This window comes from Nocardia sp. NPDC004722, assembly GCF_053601505.1.
This window is the reverse complement of sequence record NZ_JBSGBY010000728.1, coordinates 1-3,772: the sequence shown is the minus strand read 5'-3', so window position 1 is coordinate 3,772 and position 3,772 is coordinate 1. Positions and strand designations below refer to the sequence as shown.

2 protein-coding genes and 1 pseudogene are annotated in these 3,772 nt (G+C 66.7%); all 3 read left to right on the top strand.

All coding sequences use genetic code 11. From position 1 onward, the window contains the following. Positions 1–215, top strand: a pseudogene (locus ACWELQ_RS40685) (hypothetical protein); the annotation flags it as partial. Continuing rightward, on the top strand, positions 212–1,195 hold the full coding sequence (locus ACWELQ_RS40680) for a cutinase family protein (protein WP_452402324.1): 984 nt from the start codon (positions 212–214) through the stop codon (positions 1,193–1,195). The pseudogene ACWELQ_RS40685 and the gene ACWELQ_RS40680, both read left to right, overlap by 4 nt. 473 nt (positions 1,196–1,668) lie before the next feature. After that, on the top strand, positions 1,669–3,591 hold the full coding sequence (gene fadD32 / locus ACWELQ_RS40675; protein WP_452402323.1) for a long-chain-fatty-acid--AMP ligase FadD32: 1,923 nt from the start codon (positions 1,669–1,671) through the stop codon (positions 3,589–3,591). Positions 3,592–3,772 lie beyond the last annotated feature (181 nt).

Here is a 3,772-nt window from a genome sequence, read left to right as displayed (position 1 = left end):
CGGTGCAGTTCACCGGGGACGGAAATGTCTTGTCGGTGACGCAGTCCGGGCAGATATGCCAGGGCAAGGCGGAGAACGCCCCGCAGGATCAGATCGTCACCTACGTGACCGCCATCGCCGGTTCCGATCCGTCCTTCGACCAGTCCAAGATGTCGGTCGAGCAGGCGGGCAAGATCTACTACGACGTCGCCTCGAAGAGCTACTGCAACAAGTGACGACGCGACGCCGAATCGGACGAGGCCGGCCGCGCCCGGCGGGTTGCCTGCTGCTCGTCATCGCCGCGATCGTGATCGTGGTCGTGGTGGCGCTGCTGCTGTGGTACCTGCTGGCGGGCCGGTTGCGGCTGCCCGGCCCCAAACCGCCGGGGCCGCAACGTCCGACCTCGCAGCCGGCCGACTGCCCGGACGTGCTGCTGCTGTCCGTGCCGGGCACCTGGGAGTCGAACAGCAACGACGACCCCTACAACCCGACCGCGAACCCGGCGTCGCTGATGTTGAACGTCTCCAACCCGATTCGGGCCAAGTTCCCCAACGAGCGGCTCGAGGTCTACACCGTCCCGTACGTGGCGCAGTTCTCCAATCCCATCGCGATCCCGCCGGACGGCCAATCCTCGTACAACAACAGCCGTTCCGAGGGCGCCAAGCGGGCCACCGATCACCTGGCGGCGACCTACGCCAAATGTCCGCTCACCACCTATGTCCTGGCGGGCTTCTCGCAGGGCGGGGTGATCGTCGGTGATCTCGCCGCGCAGATCGGCGCGGGCAAGGGCCCGATACCGGAGGATCTGGTGCTCGGCGTGACCACCATCGCCGACGGCCGCCGCGATGTCGGCGATCCGGGCGAGGCCACCGAGATCGGCCCGACCCCGCCGGGCGTGGGCGCGGAGGTGGCGCTCAAGGGCCTCAATGTCCCCGGCATCACCATGACCGGGCCGCGCGGCGGCTACGGCAAACTCGCCGGGCGCACCTTCACCATCTGTGCCGCAGGCGATTTGATCTGCGACGCCCCCCGCCAGGCGCTCAACCCGGGCAATATCCTCGGCAGCCTCAACATCCTGGTGCGGGCCGCGGGCAACCCGGTGCACAGCCTCTACAACGGCTACCAGGTCGACGACAACGGCACCACCGCCACCCAGTGGACCGTGAACTGGGCCTCGGGCTTGATCGAAAACGCCCCGCACCCTGCGCATTCGTAAGCTTTTGCGCAGCGATTCTTATGCCGATCGGCGCACCATGGATGATGGGTGCTTCGCCGGGGGTGTGCCCCCACCCGACCGACCCCCCAGTTTCGGGGTCACCCGGTAAAGTGCTCCGGGTTGCGACACTGCCGAGACCCGGCGAGTGCGGCAACTCACATCCATATCCTTGTTGTGTCCTACGTGGGGCGCTCCCCACCCATTTGGAGGCATTCGCACCGGTGAAGCACTAGCCCAGAGGTGTGAGCTGGGAGATGTTCGGCCGCTCCGAAGCATGGCCGGGCAGCCCCTCTGTAACATGTCCCTGGTTTGAGAACATCTAGCCAATAGACGGTCACCGCGCAGACCGCAACACAATTCTGCAGGTTGGCTCTCCCATGGAGCTCCCGCGGGCGAAGAGAGTCGGGGCCTCACAGGTAACAGCGGCAATGCATGCCGTTCCATGCCGCGTGTGCCTCGGAGGAGAAGAAGGAATGGACGAGACTTTCGACGATTACCTCGACGAAACGGGGAACATCACGATTCCCGAGGGACGCACCCTCGTCGACTACGTCGAGAAGCACACCCACGGTAATGACGCCAATGACTTGGCCTACCGCTACATCGATTACTCACGCGAGCGCGACGGTGAGTACCAGGACCTCACTTGGAGTCAGTTCGGCACGCGGCTGCGCGCGGTGGCCGCCCGACTGCAGCAGGTGACCAAGCGGGGCGATCGGGTCGCGATCCTGGCTCCGCAGGGGCTGGATTACGTCATCTCCTTCTTCGCCGCCATCTACGCGGGCACCATCTCCGTGCCGCTGTTCGATCCGGACGAGCCGGGCCACACCGACCGCCTGCACGCCGTCCTCGGCGACTGCACGCCGTCGGCGATTCTGACGGCGAGCTCCTCCGCCGCCGGTGTCCGCCAGTTCTTCCGGGCCCTGCCCGCGGCCCAGCGCCCGCGCATCATCGCCGTGGACGCGATTCCCGACAGCGTCGGCGAGTCCTGGATCCGTCCGGACATCGCGGTCGACGACATCGCGTATCTGCAGTACACCTCCGGCTCCACCCGCGTGCCGGCCGGTGTCGAGATCACCCACCGCGGTGTCGGCACCAACGTGCTGCAGATGGTGAACGCGCTTGATCTGAACGAGAATTCGCGCGGCGTCACCTGGCTGCCGCTCTATCACGACATGGGTCTGCTGACGGTGATCCTGCCCGCCGTGGGCGGCAAGTACATCACCATCATGTCCCCGGCCTCGTTCGTGCGCCGTCCCGCGCGCTGGATCAACGAGCTGGCCGCGGTCTCCGACGGCGCCGGAACCTTCGCCGCCGCACCGAACTTCGCCTTCGAGCACGCCGCCGTGCGCGGCCTGCCCAAGGCGGGCGAGTCGCTGGACCTGTCGAACGTCCTCGGCCTGATCAACGGCTCCGAGCCGGTGACCACCAAGTCGATGAAGAAGTTCAACGAGGCGTTCGCCCCGTACGGCCTGCCCAAGACCGCCATCAAGCCGTGCTACGGCATGGCAGAGGCCACCCTGTTCGTGTCGGCGACCCGGCACGAGGACGAGGCCAAGGTCATCTACGTCGACCGCGACGAGCTCAATGCCGGTCGCGTGGTGAAGGTCGAGCAGGGCACCGAGAACGCCATCGCGCAGGTCTCCTGTGGTTATGTATCGCTGTCGCAGTGGGCCACCATCGTCGACGGCGAGTCCATCGACTCCCCCGAGGGCGCCCGCGAGGTGGCCGACGGTGAGGTCGGCGAGATCTGGCTGCACGGCAACAACATCGGCATCGGCTACTGGGGTCGCGCCGAGGAAACGCAGAAGACCTTCCGCAACCAGCTCGTTCGCCGCCAGCCCGAGGGCAGCCACGCCGAAGGCGTTCCGGCCGACGGCATCTGGCTGCGCACCGGCGACTACGGCGTGTACGTGGACGGCGAGCTCTACATCACCGGACGCGTCAAGGACCTGGTGATCGTGGACGGCCGCAACCACTACCCGCAGGATCTCGAGCACTCCGCCGAGGAATCCTCGACCATGCTGCGCGCCGGTTACGTCGCCGCCTTCTCGGTCCCGGCCAACCAGCTGCCCGCCGAAGTCTTTGCCCAGGACAGCCATTCGGGTCTGAGCTTCGACGCCGACGATGCCAGCGAACAGCTGGTTATCGTTGCCGAGCGTGGTCCGGGCGCGGGCAAGGCCGATCCGGGTCCCATCGCGGACGCGGTCCGCGCAGCCATCTCCTCCCGGCACGGGGTCACCGCGCGTGACATCCTGCTCGTTCCGGCCGGGTCGATTCCGCGCACCTCGAGCGGCAAGATCGCGCGTCGTGCCTGCAAGGCTGAATACATCGGAGGCACACTGCGTGGTGGTTACACGCAGCAGGCTTTCCCCGATGCACCAGACGAGGAGTGAGACGACCGTCTCACGATGGATGGCGCGAGCCGGGTTCGGCTCGCGCCATTCATGCATGGATCACCAACCCGGATTCACGCCGCGCACCGTACGCAGACAGGTAGCTTGAGGAACTGATGGCTGAGAACGAGGGCACCGACCCCACCCAGACGACCGACAATGCTCCGGCGGACGACGCGCC